15 protein-coding genes and 1 tRNA gene are annotated in these 15,663 nt (G+C 66.6%); all 16 read right to left on the bottom strand.

From position 1 onward, the window contains the following. Positions 1 to 6: 6 nt before the first annotated feature. On the bottom strand, positions 7 to 2,340 hold the full coding sequence (gene nuoG / locus PV762_RS22195) for an NADH-quinone oxidoreductase subunit NuoG (protein WP_421037154.1): 2,334 nt from the start codon (positions 2,338 to 2,340) through the stop codon (positions 7 to 9). Between the two features lie 21 nt (positions 2,341 to 2,361). Then, the gene (gene nuoF / locus PV762_RS22200) at positions 2,362 to 3,759 is read right to left on the bottom strand and encodes an NADH-quinone oxidoreductase subunit NuoF (RefSeq protein ID WP_421037155.1); all 1,398 of its coding nucleotides are present in this window, start codon (positions 3,757 to 3,759) and stop codon (positions 2,362 to 2,364) included. A 12-nt stretch (positions 3,760 to 3,771) separates the two neighbouring features. After that, complete coding sequence (gene nuoE, locus PV762_RS22205) at positions 3,772 to 4,302, bottom strand: NADH-quinone oxidoreductase subunit NuoE (protein WP_421037156.1); 531 nt, start codon at positions 4,300 to 4,302, stop codon at positions 3,772 to 3,774. A gap of 11 nt (positions 4,303 to 4,313) precedes the next feature. Beyond that, positions 4,314 to 5,570 carry an NADH-quinone oxidoreductase subunit D gene (locus tag PV762_RS22210; protein ID WP_421037157.1) on the bottom strand — a complete coding sequence of 419 codons (1,257 nt, stop codon included), beginning with the start codon at positions 5,568 to 5,570 and terminating at the stop codon, positions 4,314 to 4,316. A gap of 2 nt (positions 5,571 to 5,572) precedes the next feature. Further along, complete coding sequence (locus PV762_RS22215) at positions 5,573 to 6,169, bottom strand: NADH-quinone oxidoreductase subunit C (protein WP_421037158.1); 597 nt, start codon at positions 6,167 to 6,169, stop codon at positions 5,573 to 5,575. Between the two features lie 20 nt (positions 6,170 to 6,189). Beyond that, a complete protein-coding gene (locus PV762_RS22220) occupies positions 6,190 to 6,666 on the bottom strand; it encodes a NuoB/complex I 20 kDa subunit family protein (protein ID WP_067067101.1) in 477 nt (158 codons plus the stop codon). 170 nt (positions 6,667 to 6,836) lie between these two features. Beyond that, positions 6,837 to 7,196: an NADH-quinone oxidoreductase subunit A gene (locus tag PV762_RS22225; RefSeq protein WP_088407453.1), complete on the bottom strand. Its 360-nt coding sequence runs from the start codon at positions 7,194 to 7,196 to the stop codon at positions 6,837 to 6,839. A gap of 289 nt (positions 7,197 to 7,485) precedes the next feature. Further along, a tRNA-Leu gene (locus PV762_RS22230) sits at positions 7,486 to 7,570 on the bottom strand. Positions 7,571 to 7,704: 134 nt separating this feature from the next. After that, positions 7,705 to 8,097 (bottom strand): preprotein translocase subunit SecG, encoded by a 393-nt coding sequence (secG, locus tag PV762_RS22235; protein WP_088407454.1) that lies wholly within the window; start codon positions 8,095 to 8,097, stop codon positions 7,705 to 7,707. Between the two features lie 33 nt (positions 8,098 to 8,130). Further along, the gene (tpiA, locus tag PV762_RS22240) at positions 8,131 to 8,871 is read right to left on the bottom strand and encodes a triose-phosphate isomerase (RefSeq protein ID WP_421037159.1); all 741 of its coding nucleotides are present in this window, start codon (positions 8,869 to 8,871) and stop codon (positions 8,131 to 8,133) included. Between the two features lie 49 nt (positions 8,872 to 8,920). Continuing rightward, positions 8,921 to 9,907 (bottom strand): NAD(P)H-quinone oxidoreductase, encoded by a 987-nt coding sequence (locus PV762_RS22245; RefSeq protein ID WP_421037160.1) that lies wholly within the window; start codon positions 9,905 to 9,907, stop codon positions 8,921 to 8,923. A 37-nt stretch (positions 9,908 to 9,944) separates the two neighbouring features. After that, positions 9,945 to 12,077 (bottom strand): polyribonucleotide nucleotidyltransferase, encoded by a 2,133-nt coding sequence (pnp, locus tag PV762_RS22250; protein WP_421037161.1) that lies wholly within the window; start codon positions 12,075 to 12,077, stop codon positions 9,945 to 9,947. 300 nt (positions 12,078 to 12,377) lie between these two features. After that, the gene (gene rpsO, locus PV762_RS22255) at positions 12,378 to 12,647 is read right to left on the bottom strand and encodes a 30S ribosomal protein S15 (RefSeq protein WP_067273461.1); all 270 of its coding nucleotides are present in this window, start codon (positions 12,645 to 12,647) and stop codon (positions 12,378 to 12,380) included. A 254-nt stretch (positions 12,648 to 12,901) separates the two neighbouring features. After that, positions 12,902 to 14,119, bottom strand: coding sequence for a branched-chain amino acid ABC transporter substrate-binding protein (locus PV762_RS22260; protein WP_421037162.1), 1,218 nt, complete (start codon positions 14,117 to 14,119; stop codon positions 12,902 to 12,904). Positions 14,120 to 14,190: 71 nt separating this feature from the next. Then, positions 14,191 to 15,249, bottom strand: a complete 1,059-nt coding sequence (gene tsaD / locus PV762_RS22265) for a tRNA (adenosine(37)-N6)-threonylcarbamoyltransferase complex transferase subunit TsaD (protein ID WP_421037163.1) — start codon at positions 15,247 to 15,249, stop codon at positions 14,191 to 14,193. 33 nt (positions 15,250 to 15,282) lie between these two features. Then, positions 15,283 to 15,621: an ISC system 2Fe-2S type ferredoxin gene (fdx, locus tag PV762_RS22270; protein ID WP_067273474.1), complete on the bottom strand. Its 339-nt coding sequence runs from the start codon at positions 15,619 to 15,621 to the stop codon at positions 15,283 to 15,285. Between the last annotated feature and the right edge of the window lie 42 nt (positions 15,622 to 15,663).

Consider the following 15,663-nt stretch of genomic DNA (forward strand, 5'->3'; position numbering starts at 1 on the left):
TCGTCCTCAGGCCTGGGTCACGGCGATGGCGCCGGTGAACGCGCCCAGCGCGGCGGTCTCGGGGATGCCGGCGGGGATGCGCACCACGGTCGCGGGCAGCGATGCGTCCAGCTGCGCGGCCAGCACGGCCTCGCCACCGTTCTGCGTCACGCGCACGTGAGCGCCTTTCTCGGACAGGCCGAGTTCGGTCCACAGCGCCTGCGGCAGCGACGCGACCGCCGCGTCACGGCCGTCGCGCGTCAATTGCAACGAGGTCGCGCGGCGCACCAGGGCGTCGGTCGCATAGATCGGCACCGTCGTCAGGCGTTCCAGGCCTTGCACCGGAGCGACCGCGGCGGACTGCGCCGACACGGTATTGCCCAGGCGGTTCGCCAGGTCCAGCGACGAGCCCAGCGCCGCGGTGCGGACCTGCTCGGAGCTGTCGAAGTCGAAGCCCTGCAGGCTCAGCAGGTTGCCCAGCACGCGCAGGATCTTCCAGCCCGGACGGGTCTCGCCGCGGGCCTTGGCCACGCCGACGAAGCTTTGCAGGCGGCCTTCCGCGTTGACGAAGCTGCCCGAGGTCTCGGTGAACGGCGCCGTCGGCAGCAGCACGTCGGCGAACTCGACCACCGGGCCAGTCTTGAACGGGGTCAGCACGACGACCATCTCGGCCGCGTTGATCGCCTTCCTGGCGGCGGCGGCGTTGGCGCCGTCCAGCACCGGGTCGGTGTTGAGCAGCAGCAGCGCCTTGGCCGGCTGGTCGTTCAGCAGCTGGGCCGCCGTGCGACCGCCCTGCCCCGGACGCGCGTTGACGAGCTGAGCACCGACGCTGTTCGCGGCGGCCGACAGCACGCCGACGGTGGCGCCGGTCTGCTCGCCGATCCAGTTCGCCAGCGACAGCAGCGTCGCGGCCTGCGGGTGCTGGATCGCGGCGTTGCCGATCAGCACGGCCTTGCGCTCGCCCGACAGCAGCGTGTCGGCGATCGCCTTGGCGGCGTCGGTGGCGTTGCCTTGCACCGGGGCGCTGACGCCCTTGGCGGCGCCGATGGCGGCGGCGACGTTGGCCAGTTCAGCGACCCAGGCCGACGGGGCGGCGGTGATCGCGGCGGCGACCGGCATCTTCCAGTCTTCGACCGAGCCGGCCAGCGACACGACCTGCGCGCCGCGGCGGGCGGCCTGGCGCAGGCGTTGCGCGAACAGCGGGTGGTCCTTGCGCAGCGACGAGCCGACGACGAAGGCGCGGTCCAGCTGCGACAGCGATGCGATCGAGGTGCCCAGCCACAGCGCCTTGCCGTCCGCGGCACGCAGCGCCGGGTCGACGACGCGCAGCTGCGTGTCGATGTTCTCGCTGCCCAGGCCGCGCACCAGTTGCGCCAGCAGATGCAGTTCCTCGACGGTGCTGTGCTCGGAGCCCAGCGCGGCGATGGAGGCGCCGCCCTTTTCCGTCTTGACCTGCTTCAGGCCGTTGGCGACGTATTCGAGCGCGGTGGTCCAGTCGACGGACTTCCATTCGCCGCCCTGCTTGAGCATCGGCGTGGTCAGGCGTTCGTCGCCGTTCAGCGCTTCGTAGGAGAAGCGGTCGCGGTCGGCGATCCAGCACTCGTTGACGGCTTCGTTCTCCAGCGGGACGACGCGCATCACTTCGTTGTTCTTGACCTGGACGATCAGGTTGGCGCCGGTCGAATCATGCGGGCTGACGCTCTTGCGACGCGACAGTTCCCAGGTGCGGGCGCTGTAGCGGAAGGGCTTGCTGGTGAGCGCGCCGACCGGGCAGATGTCGATCATGTTGCCCGACAGCTCCGAGTCCACGGTGCGGCCGACGAAGGTCTGGATCTCGCTGTGCTCGCCGCGGTGCGCCATGCCCAGCTCCATCACGCCGGAGATCTCCTGGCCGAAGCGGACGCAGCGGGTGCAGTGGATGCAGCGGCTCATCTCTTCCATCGAGATCAGCGGGCCGACGTTCTTGTGGAACACCACGCGCTTCTCTTCCGAGTAGCGCGAGGCGCTGGCGCCGTAACCGACGGCCAGGTCCTGCAGCTGGCATTCGCCGCCCTGGTCGCAGATGGGGCAGTCGAGCGGGTGATTGATCAGCAGGAACTCCATCACGCCCTGCTGGGCCTTGATGGCTTTCTCGCTCTTGGTGCGCACGATCATGCCCTGCGTCACCGGCGTGGCGCAGGCGGGCAGCGGCTTGGGCGCCTTCTCCACGTCCACCAGGCACATGCGGCAGTTGGCCGCGATGCTCAGCTTCTTGTGATAGCAGAAGTGCGGGATGTAGGTGCCGGCCTTCTCGGCAGCATGCATCACCATGCTGCCTTCGGGCACTTCGACCTTCTGGCCGTCGAGTTCGATTTCAACCATAGTTCTTCTCAGCGGCTCCGATCAGGCGTGCGCCGGCGACTTCGCCGTGGCGGACGGGGACGACGCGGCGGGCGCCTTGTTCTGCTGGGCCTGTTCGATCATCGCGATGAACTCGCCCTTGAAGTGCTTGAGCATCGCGCGCACCGGCATCGCCGCGGCGTCGCCCAGCGCGCAGATGGTGCGGCCCTGGATGTTGTCGGCCACGGAGTTCAGCAGGTCGATGTCCTCGACGCGGCCCTTGCCGTGGGCGATGCGCTCGATCACGCGGTGCATCCAGCCCGTGCCTTCGCGGCAGGGCGTGCACTGGCCGCACGACTCGTGCGCGTAGAAGTAGGACAGGCGCAGCAGGCTGGTGACCATGCAGCGGGTCTCGTCCATCACGATGACCGCGCCCGAACCCAGCATGGAGCCGGCCTTGGCGATGGAGTCATAGTCCATCGTGCACTGCATCATCACGTCGGCCGGCAGCACCGGGGCGGACGAACCGCCGGGGATGACCGCCTTGAGCTTGCGGCCGCCGCGCACGCCGCCGGCGAGCTCCAGCAGCTTCTCGAACGAGGTGCCCAGGGGGATCTCGTAGTTGCCCGGACGCTCGACGTCGCCGGAGATCGAGAAGATCTTGGTGCCGCCGTTGTTGGGCTTGCCGACTTCGAGGTAGGCCTGGCCGCCGTTGCGGATGATCCAGGGCACCGCCGCGAAGGTCTCGGTGTTGTTGATGGTGGTCGGCTTGCCGTACAGGCCGAACGAGGCCGGGAACGGCGGCTTGAAGCGCGGCTGGCCCTTCTTGCCTTCGAGCGATTCCAGCAGCGCGGTTTCCTCGCCGCAGATGTACGCGCCGAAGCCGTGGTGACCGTGCAGCTGGAAGCTGAAGTTGCTGCCCAGGATGTTGTCGCCGAGGTAGCCGGCCGAGCGGGCCTCTTCCAGCGCGGCTTCGAAGCGTTCGTACACCTCGAAGATCTCGCCGTGGATGTAGTTGTAGCCGACCTTGATGCCCATCGCGAACGCCGCGATCGCCATGCCTTCGATGACGATGTGCGGGTTGAACATCAGGATGTCGCGGTCCTTGCAGGTCCCGGGCTCGCCCTCGTCGCTGTTGCAGACCAGGTACTTCGCACCCGGGAACTGGCGCGGCATGAAGCTCCACTTCAGGCCGGTCGGGAAGCCGGCGCCGCCGCGGCCGCGCAGGCCGGAGGCCTTCACTTCGGCGATGACCTGGTCGGAGGTCATGCCCTGACCCTCGCCCTGGGCGAGGATCTTGCGCAGGGCCTGGTAGCCGCCGCGCGCTTCGTAGTCCTTCAGCGACCAGTTCTTGCCATCGAGGCCCGCGTAGATCTGCGGGGTGACGTTGCGGTCGTGGAAGCAGGTTTCCTTGCCGGTGGCCTGCCACTTCGAGAGGTCGATGTTCGCGATGTTGGTCATCGTCCAGGTCCCTCAGTTCTTGTTGGCGGCGTGGTGGGCTCTCAGAGCCTCCACCAGCTCGTCCAGACGTTCGGTGCTCATGAAGCTGAGCATCTGGCGGTCGTTGACCAGCATCACCGGCGAGTCGGCGCAAGCCCCCAGGCACTCGCTCTGCTGCACGGTGAAGACGCCGTCGGCGGTCGTGCCGCCGGCCTCGACGCCCAGCTTTGAGCACAGGTGGTCCAGCGCCTTCTGGCCGTCGCGCAGCTGGCACGGCAGGTTGGTGCAGACGTTCAGCTTGAACAGGCCCAGCTTGCGCTGGTTGTACATGTTGTAGAAGGTCGTGACCTCGTAGACGGCGATCGCCGGCATGCCGAGGTACTGCGCGATCGCGTCCTCGGCCTCGCGGGACACGAAGCCCTGCTCCTGCTGGACGATGGACAGGCAGGCCATCACGGCCGACTGCGCCTGCTCGGCCGGGTACTTCGCGACTTCGCGCGCGAAGCGGGCCGCGGTGGCCTCGCTCAACACGAACCCGGTGCTTGCAATTTCAGTGCTGCTCATGCGGTCACCACTCAACGGTCAATTTCACCGAACACGATGTCCATCGTGCCGATCACGGCCACCGCGTCGGCGATCATGTGTCCGCGGGCCATCTCGTCCAGTGCGGCCAGGTGCGAATAGCCCGGCGCACGAATCTTCAGCCGGTACGGCTTGTTGGCGCCGTCGCTGATCATGTAGATGCCGAACTCGCCCTTCGGATGCTCGACCGACGCGTAGGCCTCGCCCTCGGGGACGCGGAAACCTTCGGTGAACAGCTTGAAGTGGTGGATCAGCTCTTCCATGCTGGTCTTCATCGCCACGCGGCTCGGGGGAGCGACCTTGTGGTTGTCGGTGATGACCGGGCCCGGGTTGGCCTTGAGCCACTTCACGCACTGCTGCACGATGCGGTTGGACTGGCGCATCTCCTCGACGCGCACGCAGTACCGGTCGTAGGTATCGCCGTTGGTGCCGACCGGAATGTCGAAGTCCATCTTGCCGTACACGTCGTAGGGCTGGGTCTTGCGCGTGTCCCACGCGATGCCGGAGCCGCGCAGCATCGGGCCGGTCAGGCCCAGGTTCAGCGCGCGCTCGGGCGTGACGACGCCGATGCCGACCGTGCGCTGCTTCCAGATGCGGTTGTCGGTCAGCAGCGTCTCGTAGTCGTCGACGTTGGCCGGGAAACGGTTGCAGAAGTCCTCGATGAAGTCCAGCAGCGAGCCCTGGCGGTTCTCGTTGAGCTTGTCGATGGCCTTCTGGTTCTTGATCTTGCTGACCTTGTACTGCGGCATCGAATCCGGCAGGTCGCGGTAGACGCCGCCCGGACGGAAGTAGGCCGCGTGCATGCGCGCGCCCGACACCGCCTCGTACATGTCGAAGATGTCCTCACGCTCGCGGAAGCAGTAGATGAGGATGTTCATCGCGCCGCAGTCGATGCCGTGCGCGCCCAGCCAGAGCAGGTGGTTCAGGATGCGGGTCAGCTCGCCGAACATCACGCGGATGTACTGCGCGCGCTCCGGCACTTCCAGGCCGAGCATCTTCTCGATGGCCAGGCAGTACGCGTGCTCGTTGGACATCATCGACACGTAGTCGAGACGGTCCATGTAGGGCAGCGACTGGATGAAGGTCTTGGTCTCGGCCAGCTTCTCGGTGGCGCGGTGCAGCAGGCCGATGTGCGGATCGGCGCGCTGGATGACTTCCCCGTCCAGCTCCAGCACCAGGCGCAGCACGCCGTGCGCGGCCGGATGCTGCGGGCCGAAGTTCAGGGTGTAGTTCTTGATTTCGGCTGGCATGCTCACAGGCCCCCGTAGTTGTCTTCGCGGATCACGCGCGGCGTGATCTCGCGCGGCTCGATGGTCACCGGCTGGTAGATCACGCGCTTCTGCTCGGGGTCGTAGCGCATCTCGACATGGCCCGTCACCGGGAAGTCCTTGCGCATCGGGTGGCCGATGAAACCGTAGTCGGTCAGGATGCGACGAAGGTCTTCATGGCCTTCGAAGATGATCCCGTACAGGTCGAACGCTTCGCGCTCGAACCAGTTGGCGGCGTTCCAGATCGGCGTCACGGCGGCGACCGACGGGAAGTCGTCTTCCGGCGCGAAGACCTTCAGGCGCAGGCGCCAGTTCTTGTTGATCGACAGCAGGTGGGTGACGACGGCGAAGCGCGCGCCTTCGTAGGCGCCGTCCTTGTAGGCGGAGTAGTCCACGCCGCACAGGTCGATCAGCTGCTCGAAGCGCAGCTCCGAGTGGTCGCGCAGCAGCTTGGCGACGTTGAAGTAGTCCTTGGCCGCGACGGTGATCGTGATTTCACCCAGCTCGCGCTTGAACGCGACGATCTGGTCGCCCAGCACGCTGTGCAGCGCCGCCTGCAGGGTATCGAGTTTGAGGGTCATGGGAGTCAGCCTGCTTCTGCTCAGCGAGCGATGGTGTTCTCGCGACGGATCTTGGCCTGCAGCTGCAGGATGCCGTAGAGCAGCGCCTCGGCGGTCGGCGGACAGCCCGGGACATAGACGTCGACCGGGACGATGCGGTCGCAGCCGCGGACCACCGAATAGCTGTAGTGGTAGTAGCCGCCGCCGTTGGCGCAGCTGCCCATGGACAGCACCCAGCGCGGCTCGGCCATCTGGTCGTAGACCTTGCGCAGCGCCGGCGCCATCTTGTTGCACAGCGTGCCGGCCACGATCATCAGGTCGGACTGGCGCGGGCTGGGACGGAACAGCATGCCGAAACGGTCGATGTCGTAGCGGGCGGCGCCCGCGTGCATCATCTCGACCGCGCAGCAGGCGAGACCGAAGGTCATCGGCCACAACGAACCGGTCTTGGACCAGTTCACCAGCTTGTCCAGCTGGGTGGTCATGAAGCCTTCCTTCAATACGCCTTCGTTACCCATATCGAATTCCCATCTTTCGAGATCAGCGGAGAAGGCACGTCGGACTGCGGTCGCTTCATTAACGCCGCGCTGACGCGTTGCCCTTCCCTAACGGACACGCGCCCTGAACGGGCGCCGTGTCCTGATGCGTTCACGGATCCGGCGCGTCATCGCGGATCCGCCGTCGGTCGTCACTCCCAGTCGAGCGCGCCCTTCTTCCATTCGTAGGCGAAGCCCACGACCAGGATGCCCAGGAAGATCATCATCGCCCAGAAGCCCGTCGGACCGATCTCGCGCAGCGAGACCGCCCACGGGAACAGGAAGGCGATTTCCAGATCGAAGAGGATGAAGAGGATGGCGACGAGGTAGTAGCGCACGTCGAACTTCATGCGCGCGTCCTCGAAGGCCTCGAAGCCGCATTCGTAGGGGCTGTTCTTTGCCGCGTCAGGGCGACGCGGGCCCGCCAGGAAGCCCAGCACTTGCGGAGCGATACCCACTCCGCAACCGACCAGGATGAAAAGGATGACGGGCAGGTATTGTTCCAGGCTCACGACTTGCTCTCGTTGTATGGCCGGGATTAGATACTGCCGACCTTGAACGGCAACACCATTTCCCGGCGTGTCACCGAAGATTGGCGGGCCAGGGCCGACCAACGATTCGGCAAAAGCAACGGGCGCGCCGCCAGCGATTATCCAATCGCTCACGGACCGCGCCCGCCTTGTCCTCCAGAAATTCGCACACCTGTTGTGCGCTGGAATTTCCCGAGTCCTCAACCTGCTTGATCGCTTTCGATCCGGCTTTCCGGCTAGATCGCGAAGACCATGGCAGGCCGATTTATTCTGGTGCCGACGGCGAGACTCGAACTCGCACAGCTTTCGCCACTACCCCCTCAAGATAGCGTGTCTACCAATTTCACCACGTCGGCTTGTCGTCACCTTTCAGTGACCTTGTCTTGACGGTTTGCGCTTCAGACAGCCTCGAATTCTATAGTGCTTTTCAAGCTCCAAAAGGAAACCAAAGCAATTTTGTCGAGGTGCTTGCGCTTGCCGCCCAGCCCTGTCAGTTCGACGCGCCGGAAGCAGCGGCCGAAGGCGCGGCTTGAGGAGCGATCGAGGCGCCCGGCAGCACCGCGGCCGAGGCCGGTGCCGACGGCACGGCGGCGCGTTCGAGCAGTTGCTCGCCCGCCGACGGACCCGAACCGATGCCGCCTTCGCGGTGGCTGCCCATGTAGGCCAGCGCCAGCGTCGACACGAAGAAGATCGTCGCCGCGACGGCCGTCGAGCGCGACAGGAAGTTCGCGCTGCCGGTCGCGCCGAACAGCGAGCCCGAGGCACCGCTGCCGAACGACGCACCCATGTCGGCGCCCTTGCCGTGCTGCACCAGCACCAGGCCGATCATCGCCAGGGCTGCAATCAGTTGCAGCACCAGCACCAGATTCATCATCACTTGCATTGCTATTTCTCCAGGAACCTTGAACGCCGGGCTTCAGCCGGCGGCGCGGCAGATCGCCGCGAAATCAACCGCCTTCAGCGCGGCGCCTCCGATGAGGCCGCCGTCGATGTCCGGCTGCGCAAACAGTTGGGAAGCGTTGTCGGGCTTGACGCTGCCGCCGTACAGGATCTGCATCTGATCGGCCTTCTGCGTGGCCGCGCGCAGCTGCTGACGCAGCAGCGCATGGACCTGCTGGGCCTGCTCCGGCGTGGCCGTCAGGCCCGTGCCGATCGCCCACACCGGCTCGTAGGCCACCACGATCTCGCCGATGCAGTGCGTCAGCGTGTGGATGACCGCCGCGAGCTGGCGCTTGACGACTTCCTCGGTGCGACCCGCTTCGCGCTCGGCCAGCGTCTCGCCGACGCAGACGATCGGCGTGACGCCGTGCGCCAGCGCGGCCTTGGCCTTGTCGGCGACCAACTGATCGCTTTCGGCGTGGTACGCGCGGCGCTCCGAATGGCCGACGATGGCGTAGCGGCAACCCAGATCCGCCAGCATGGCCGACGACACCTCGCCGGTGTAGGCGCCCTGCTCGTGCGTGGACACGTCCTGCGAGCCGTACACGACCTGCGTGCCGGTCAGCGCGAGCGCCGTGTCCGTGATGTACGGGAACGGCACGCACACGGCGACCTGGGCGTTCCACGGGCCCGCTTCCTTGAGGCCCGCCAGCAGCACGGCGTTCGACGCACGGGTGCCGTGCATCTTCCAGTTGCCGACCACCAGTTTCTTGCGCATCAGATCAACTCCCTTGAATCCGAAAAATCCTGCGGATGAGCGGAACCGCTCACCAGCTCAGCACGATCTTGCCGACGTGCTCGCCCGATTCCATCAGTGCATGCGCCGCGGCGGCTTCCGACGCGGGCATCTGCCTGAAGATCACCGGCGAGATCGCCCGCGATTCGAGCAACGGCCACACGCGCTCACGCAGCGCGCGCGCAATGCCGGCCTTGAACACGATCGGGCGCGGACGCAGCGTGGAGCCGGTGATCGTCAGCCGGCGGCGCAAGACCTGACCCGCATCGAACTCCGCCTTCACGCCACCCTGCACCGCGATGATCACGGCGCGGCCGTCGTCGGCCAGGCACTGCACGTTGCGCGCGACATAACTGCCGGCGACCATGTCCAGGATCACGTCGACGCCACGACCGTCCGTGGCTGTCTTCACTTCCTCGACGAAGTCCTGGTCGCGATAGTTGATCGCGACGTCGGCGCCGAGCGCCAGGCAGGCCGTCGCCTTGTCCGCGTTGCCGACCGTGACCAGCACCGTCGAGCCCAGCGCCTTCGCCAGCTGGATCGCCGTCACGCCGATGCCGCTGCTGCCACCATGGACCAGGAGGCTTTCGCCAGGCTGCAGGCGCGCGCGTTCGAAGACGTTGCTCCAGACGGTGAAGAAGGTCTCCGGCAGGCTCGCCGCCTCGACCATGCTCCAGCCCGCGGGCACCGGCAGGCACTGGGCCACCGGCGCGACGCACAGCTCGGCGTAACCGCCGCCAGCGACCAGCGCGCAGACCGCGTCGCCAACCCGGAGGCCGGCGGCGGCCAACGCCTGGGCGTCACCCGACTCGACCGTGCCCGCGACTTCCAGGCCTGGAAGATCGCTGGCACCGGCCGGCGCCGGGTACGCGCCCTTGCGCTGCAGCACGTCCGGGCGGTTGATGCCGTAGGCCGACACGCGGATCAAGCACTCCCCGACCCCGGCGACAGGGTCGGCGCGTTCGATCAGCTGCAGGACCTCCGGTCCGCCGGGCTGGGTGATGGCAATCGCCTTCATGACGTGCAGCGAGGTGCGTGCCGGACGACGGGGCCGATTACTCGGCCGAGCCTTCGCCGTGGTGCGGCGCCGGAGCGTCGCGGTCCAGCAGCGCCTTCATCGACAGCTTGATGCGGCCCTTCTCGTCGGTCTCGAGCACCTTGACCTTGACGATCTGACCTTCGCTCAGGAAGTCGGTGACCTTCTCGACGCGCTGGTGCGCGATCTGGCTGATGTGCAGCAGGCCGTCCTTGCCGGGAAGGATGTTGACCAGGGCACCGAAGTCCAGGATCTTGGTGATCGCGCCTTCGTAGACCTTGCCGATCTCGGCTTCGGCGGTGATCTCGGCGATGCGCTTCTTGGCGATCTCGGCCTTGGCGCCGTCGGTCGACGCGATCGTGATCGTGCCGTCTTCACCGATATCGATCTGCGTGCCGGTCTCTTCGGTCAGCGCGCGGATGGTCGCGCCGCCCTTGCCGATCACGTCACGGATCTTCTCCGGATTGATCTTCATCGTGTACAGACGCGGCGCGAACTGCGAGATCTCGGTGTTGGCCGCGCCTTGCGCGCCGACCATGGCTTCCAGGATGTGCAGGCGGGCTTCCTTGGCCTGCGCCAGGGCCACCTGCATGATTTCCTTGGTGATGCCCTGGATCTTGATGTCCATCTGCAGCGCGGTGATACCCGAGGTCGTGCCGGCCACCTTGAAGTCCATGTCGCCCAGGTGATCTTCATCGCCCAGGATGTCGGTCAGCACGGCGAAGCGGTTGGCGTCCTTGATCAGGCCCATGGCGATGCCGGCGACGTGCGCCTTCAGCGGCACGCCGGCATCCAGCAGCGACAGGCAGCCGCCGCAGACCGACGCCATCGACGAGGAGCCGTTGGACTCGGTGATTTCCGAGACCACGCGGATCGAGTACGGGAAGTCTTCCTTGGTCGGCAGCACGGCGACGAGCGCGCGCTTGGCCAGACGGCCGTGGCCGATTTCGCGGCGCTTGGGGCTGCCCACGCGACCGGTTTCGCCGGTGGCAAACGGAGGCATGTTGTAGTGCAGCATGAAGCGTTCGGAGTACTCGCCGGCCAGCGCATCGATGGTCTGCGCGTCGCGGTCGGTGCCCAGCGTCGCGGCGACCAGCGCCTGCGTTTCACCGCGGGTGAACAGCGACGAGCCGTGCGCGCGCGGCAGCACGCCGTTGCGGATCTCGATGGCGCGGACGGTGCGCGTGTCGCGACCGTCGATGCGCGGCTCGCCGGCCAGGATCTGGCTGCGGACGATGCGGGCTTCGATCTCGAACAGCAGGCCGTCGACTTCGACGCCGTCGAACTCGGTGCCTTCCGCCGTCAGGGCGGCCTTGACCTTCGAGTAGGCCGAGCGGCAGGCTTCGGTGCGGGCCTGCTTCGAGCGGATCTGGTAGGCGGCGCGCAGCTCTTCTTCGGCCAGGGCGTTGATCTTGGCGATGAAGGCCTCGTCCTTGGCCGGGGCGACCCAGTTCCAGGACGGCTTGCCGGCGTCGCGGACCAGGTCGTTGATCGCGGCGATCGCGACCTTGCCCTGATCATGACCGTAGGTCACGGCGCCCAGCATGATGTCTTCGCTCAGCTGGTCGGCTTCGGACTCGACCATCAGCACGGCGGCTTCGGTGCCGGCGACGACCAGGTCCAGCTTGGAGTCGATCAGCTGGGTCTTGCCCGGGTTCAGCACGTACTCGCCGTTGACGTAGCCCACGCGGGCGGCGCCGATGGGACCGTTGAACGGGATGCCGGAGATGGCCAGCGCGGCGCTGGTGGCGATCAGGGCGGCGATGTCGGCCTGGACCTCAGGGTTCAGCGACACCGTGTGGACCACGACCTGGACTTCGTTGAAGAAGCCTTCCGGGAACAGCGGGCGGATCGGGCGGTCGATCAGGCGCGAAGTCAGGGTCTCGAGCTCGCTCGGACGGCCTTCACGCTTGAAGAAGCTGCCGGGGATCTTGCCGGCGGCGTAGGTCTTCTCGATGTAGTCGACGGTCAGCGGGAAGAAGTCCTGGCCGGCCTTGGGCGAGGACTTGGCGACAACGGTCGCCAGCACCACGGTGTCCTCGATGTTCACCAGCACGGCGCCGGAGGACTGGCGGGCGATCTCGCCCGTCTCCATCACGACTTGATGCTGACCCCATTGGAAGGTCTTCACGACCTTGTTGAACATGCTCATTCGAGTTCTCCTCAGTTCAGGGATGCGCCGCTCGCGGTGCGGCGCAGGACCGGGAGTGGGACTGGGTTTGGCGGGATGCCATTCCAGAGCGCCTGCGGGGACTTCCCTCCGGCAAGCGCTCTGGAATGACACATCGGCGCCACGTCAGTTCAACTCCGTTGTCTGACCGGTCCCGGGACCGGTCGGGCCGCCTGCCGGAACACTCCGGCCAACGGCAAAAGCATGCATGCAGAAGCACGCAGAAACGACAAAGAGCCTGTTGGAGTCAGACCAATCAGGCTCTTTGCTTTCATGCGCCGATTACTTGCGCAGGCCCAGCTTCTGGATCAGGGCGGTGTAACGGTCGGCGTCCTTCTTCTTCAGGTAGGACAGCAGGCTCTTGCGCGCATTGACCATCTTCAGCAGACCGCGACGGCCGTGGTGGTCCTTGGCGTGCAGCTTGAAGTGGGGGGTCAGTTCGTTGATGCGGGCGGTCAACAGGGCCACCTGGACTTCCGGCGAGCCGGTGTCGTTGGCGCTGCGCGCGTTGGCCTTGACGATTTCGGCCTTGTTTTGGTCGAAGCTGGACATGATGCGTTCCTTGTTCCGGAATGATTCGGAAGGTCCGCCGGCATGCCAGTGAAGGCGTCAAATGCGCAGACGGTTTCCGAGGTTTGACTTGCGATCACAGGTGAAACCGACCCGTGTCGTGCTGATTGCATCCCGCCGCGCTTGGAGATCGACTGGGTGTTCGATCCATTGAGCTGGCGAAAAACCCACGGAGTATAGCTGATTCACCATCAACCGGCGAACCGTGCCCCGGAACCGACCCACGCGGCCCGGCGTCAGCCAGGACGCACCATCCGGCAGACGGACGGCCGCTCCGCCTGCGCGGCCGCCAGGAAACGCTGGGTGCGGAAGCCGTACCCGGATCCTTCGTTGTCGTGCGGGGTCCCGGCATCGCCGGCGCGACGCATGACACTGACGTACAGCGGTTGCTGGAGTTGATGGTCGGACGGCCTCATCCAGCCCTGGTGCGCCACGCCGAGCGGTCGACCATCGAGCCGCAACCCCTCCAGCGCGAGCGCGACCATCTTCGGATCCGTACTGCCGGCCTTTTCCATCGCGGTGACCAGCATCTCGATCATCAGCTGCATCCGCGCATGAAGGTAGTCGTGCTCCGGTTTGGCAAAACGCTGCCGGAAGGCCGCATAGAAGCGCTCCGAGTCCGCGGTTCCGACGTTCGGATGCCATTCGGCCACCGCCAGCACGCGGTCGACGCCCGCCTCGCCCAGGACGCCGGGAACGCCCAGCGCATTGCCGTAGAAGGTGTAGAAGCGCGCGTCGAGTCCGATGTCCTTGGCTGCCTTGATGAGCAGCGTCAGGTCGTTGCCCCAGTTCCCGGTGAGCACCGCCTGGGCGCCGCTGGTGCGGATCTTGGTCGCGTAAGGCAGAAAGTCCTTCACGCGGCCGAGCGGGTGGAGCTCGTCGCCGACGATCTGCAGGTCGGGGCGTCGCCGGGCGAGCATCGCCCTCGCCTGCTCGCGCAGATGCTGCCCGAAGCTGTAGTCCTGGCCGATCAGGTAGAGACGTTTGAGACTCTTGTCCTGGGCGATCACCTCGACCAGCGCCGCCAGGCGCATGTCGGTGTGGGCATCGAAACGGAAGTGCCAGAAGCTGCACTGCGCGCCGGTCAGCGCTGGATCGACGGCCGCGTAATTGAGGAACAGCGCGCGACGGTCGGGCTCGCGGGCGTTGTGGCGCTCGAGCGCGCCGATCAACGCGCCCGCGACGGCGGAACTATTGCCCTGGAGGATCACCGGGATGCGCTGGTCCGTCGCCGAGCGCAGCATGGACAGCGACTCTTCGACGGAGCCCTTGCTGTCGAAGCGGACGATCTCCAGCCGGCGAGCACCGCCCGGCAGCTTCACACCGCCACGCGCGTTGACGCGTTCGGTCGCCCAGATGAGGTTGCGGAACACGGCCTCGCCGCCATTGCCGAGCGGGCCGGAGAGGCCCTCGATCAAGCCGAGTCGAATCGGATCGGCAGGAGCGGCTGCCATCGCGCCAGCCAGACCGACTAGCGCAAGCGCCGCGGCGGCCAATGCGACCACCGCCCGCCTCGTCCAACGCGTCACAGCTGGGCCGGGCTGGCGAGTTGCGACAGATCCCAGCGCGGCTTGACCTCGAAGCCGCCGCCGCGCGTCAGGTTCGCCATGTCGCGCTGAAGGCGCAGGCCGGCCGCGAGCGCGATCATGGCGCCGTTGTCGGTACACAGGTGCAGCTCGGGATAGTGGACGCGCACGCGGCGCTTCTCGCAGGCCGCATCCAGCTGCTCGCGCAGGCGCTTGTTGGCGCCGACGCCGCCCGCCACGACCAGGCGCTTCAGTCCGGTCTCCTTCAGCGCCAGCAGCGACTTCTTGACCAGCACCTCGACGATCGCCGCCTGCGTCGATGCGGCGAGATGGGCGCGTTGCACTTCGGTGATGCCGCCGGGCTGCGCTTCGAGCTTGCGGACCTGCGTCAGCACCGCTGTCTTCAGACCGGCAAAGCTGAAATCCGGCTTGCCGCTGTGCATGAGCGGGCGAGGCAGCGCGAAAGCCTCCGGATTCCCCGACTCCGCCAGCTTCGACAGATGCGGACCGCCGGGATACGGGAGGCCGAGCAGCTTGGCCGATTTGTCGAAGGCTTCGCCGGCGGCGTCGTCGATGGTCTCGCCGAGCAGCTCGTAGCTGCCGACGTCGTCGACACGCATCAGCTGCGTATGACCGCCGGACACGAGCAGCGCGACGAACGGAAACTCCGGCGGGTCCGCCGAGAGGAACGGCGACAGCAGGTGGCCTTCGAGGTGATGGATGCCCATCACCGGCCGATCGAGCGCCGCGCCCAGGGACGCGGCAACGCCCGCGCCCACGAGCAACGCCCCCGCCAGACCGGGCCCCTGCGTGTAGGCGACGACGTCCACGTCCGCCAGCGACAGTCCGGCGCCCGCGAGCACCTCGCGGGTCAGCGGCAGCACGCGGCGGATGTGGTCGCGCGAGGCCAGTTCGGGCACGACGCCACCGTAAGCCTGGTGCATCGTGATCTGGCTGTGCAGCGCATGGGCGAGCAGCGTCGGCACGCCTTCGCCGGACGCGTCGACCAGCGCCACGCCAGTTTCGTCGCAGGAGGATTCGATGCCGAGGACGCGCATGGGATCAGCCGTTCCGGTTCGCCGAGCGGAGACTCAATGATTCTCTTTGGCGTGGTTGATCGAGTACTTGGGAATCTCGACCGTCACGTCCTTGTTGGACAGGATGGCCTGGCAGGACAGGCGCGAGTTGGGTTCCAACCCCCAGGCGCGGTCCAGCATGTCTTCCTCGTTCTCTTCCATCTCGGACAGCGACGCGAAGCCCTCGCGCACGATCACGTGGCAGGTCGTGCAGGCGCAGACCTGGTCGCAGGCATGCTCGATGTCGATGTGGTTGTCGAGCATCGCCTCGCAGATCGTCGTGCCGGAGGGGGCCTCGATCGACTTGCCTTCGGGCGCGTATTCGGGATGGGGAAGGATCTTGATGACGGGCATGGGGAGGTGTCCTTGAGGCTGGCGAGCGGAGCTTTTCCTGCT

The organism is Mitsuaria sp. CC2, from assembly GCF_048957715.1.
GTDB lineage: Bacteria > Pseudomonadota > Gammaproteobacteria > Burkholderiales > Burkholderiaceae_C > Roseateles.

Excerpts from the sequence above, each read along its gene's own strand:
- PV762_RS22220 (WP_067067101.1), bottom strand. The coding sequence starts at position 6,666 with ATGGGTAACGAAGGCGTATTGAAGGAAGGCTTCATGACCACCCAGCTG.
- nuoF (WP_421037155.1), bottom strand. The coding sequence starts at position 3,759 with ATGACCAACATCGCGAACATCGACCTCTCGAAGTGGCAGGCCACCGGC.
- rpsO (WP_067273461.1), bottom strand. The coding sequence starts at position 12,647 with ATGTCCAGCTTCGACCAAAACAAGGCCGAAATCGTCAAGGCCAACGCG.
- fdx (WP_067273474.1), bottom strand. The coding sequence starts at position 15,621 with ATGCCCGTCATCAAGATCCTTCCCCATCCCGAATACGCGCCCGAAGGC.
- pnp (WP_421037161.1), bottom strand. The coding sequence starts at position 12,077 with ATGAGCATGTTCAACAAGGTCGTGAAGACCTTCCAATGGGGTCAGCAT.
- PV762_RS22215 (WP_421037158.1), bottom strand. The coding sequence starts at position 6,169 with ATGACCCTCAAACTCGATACCCTGCAGGCGGCGCTGCACAGCGTGCTG.
- PV762_RS22210 (WP_421037157.1), bottom strand. The coding sequence starts at position 5,570 with ATGCCAGCCGAAATCAAGAACTACACCCTGAACTTCGGCCCGCAGCAT.
- tpiA (WP_421037159.1), bottom strand. The coding sequence starts at position 8,871 with ATGCGCAAGAAACTGGTGGTCGGCAACTGGAAGATGCACGGCACCCGT.
- PV762_RS22260 (WP_421037162.1), bottom strand. The coding sequence starts at position 14,119 with ATGGCAGCCGCTCCTGCCGATCCGATTCGACTCGGCTTGATCGAGGGC.
- tsaD (WP_421037163.1), bottom strand. The coding sequence starts at position 15,249 with ATGCGCGTCCTCGGCATCGAATCCTCCTGCGACGAAACTGGCGTGGCG.
- nuoG (WP_421037154.1), bottom strand. The coding sequence starts at position 2,340 with ATGGTTGAAATCGAACTCGACGGCCAGAAGGTCGAAGTGCCCGAAGGC.
- PV762_RS22245 (WP_421037160.1), bottom strand. The coding sequence starts at position 9,907 with ATGAAGGCGATTGCCATCACCCAGCCCGGCGGACCGGAGGTCCTGCAG.
- nuoE (WP_421037156.1), bottom strand. The coding sequence starts at position 4,302 with ATGAGCAGCACTGAAATTGCAAGCACCGGGTTCGTGTTGAGCGAGGCC.
- secG (WP_088407454.1), bottom strand. The coding sequence starts at position 8,097 with ATGCAAGTGATGATGAATCTGGTGCTGGTGCTGCAACTGATTGCAGCC.